At 30.7% G+C, this 962-nt stretch carries 1 protein-coding gene; it reads left to right on the forward strand.

Annotated features, from left to right (window positions below; all coding sequences use genetic code 11):
• Positions 1–47: 47 nt before the first annotated feature.
• Positions 48–875 (forward strand): AraC family transcriptional regulator, encoded by an 828-nt coding sequence (locus EXE10_RS21060; RefSeq protein WP_000073658.1) that lies wholly within the window; start codon positions 48–50, stop codon positions 873–875.
• Positions 876–962 lie beyond the last annotated feature (87 nt).

Raw genomic sequence — 962 nt, forward strand, 5'->3', positions numbered from 1 at the left:
TAGATAATTTTTGATAAGCTAAATCCATTAGGACTAATTAAGTAAATATGAGCAATTGGGTCAATGTCACACAGGATAAGTCTACAGGTATAGAACTAATTCATGCCCACTTCAAAGGCTTTGCATACGATCCTCATCTACACTCAAGTTATCTTATAGGGGTAACAGAGTTAGGACATCAACAATTCAATTGTAGAAAAAAAATTATTGATAGCTATCAAGGTCAAACTTTCATGCTTGAACCTGAAGAAGTTCATGATGGTAATGCACCAGATCCTCTCGGCTTCACTTATAAAATGATGCATTTAGATCCAGCATGGTTAAAAAAAAGCTATGAAGGAATATTTAATGAGCCTATCGAACTTGCTATCGAATCAACCCTACGTTCTGATCCTCAACTTTCACATTTGATACTTTCAACCTACAATATATTGAATAACAATGAATCTCAATTGATGAAAGATACGTATTTAGATCTTTTATTAGAAAACTTAGTAAATAAAAAAATTTTATATAAACGTGAAAAGTCTATCCAGACATTACCTAATATTGCATTAAAGCTAAAAGAAATTTTACATGAAAGTCTCTTTCATGATTTAGACTTACAAACACTCTCAACATTGGTGAAAACAGATCGTTTTTATATTAACCGTGTATTTAAAAAAAACTTTAACTGTTCTCCACATCAATATCTGATCCAACTCCGTTTAAATAAGGCAAAAGAATTGTTAAGAAAAGGATTATCAGCAACAACTGTTGCTTCATATCTTTGTTTTTCTGATCAAAGTCATCTAGGTCGATGGTTTAAACGTTGTTATGGCATAACATTGAATCAATATCAAAAAGCGTGCACAAATGTTCTAGATATATCTTGAAGATATTTATCAAACTAGCCAAATAGTTTATTAATTTTTGGATTTTATTTTGGAAACGATTTTAGCTTTTTGTGCCTTTTCTTTTGT

Origin of the sequence: Acinetobacter sp. WCHAc060033, assembly GCF_004209125.1 — a bacterium.
Lineage (GTDB): Bacteria > Pseudomonadota > Gammaproteobacteria > Pseudomonadales > Moraxellaceae > Acinetobacter > Acinetobacter wuhouensis.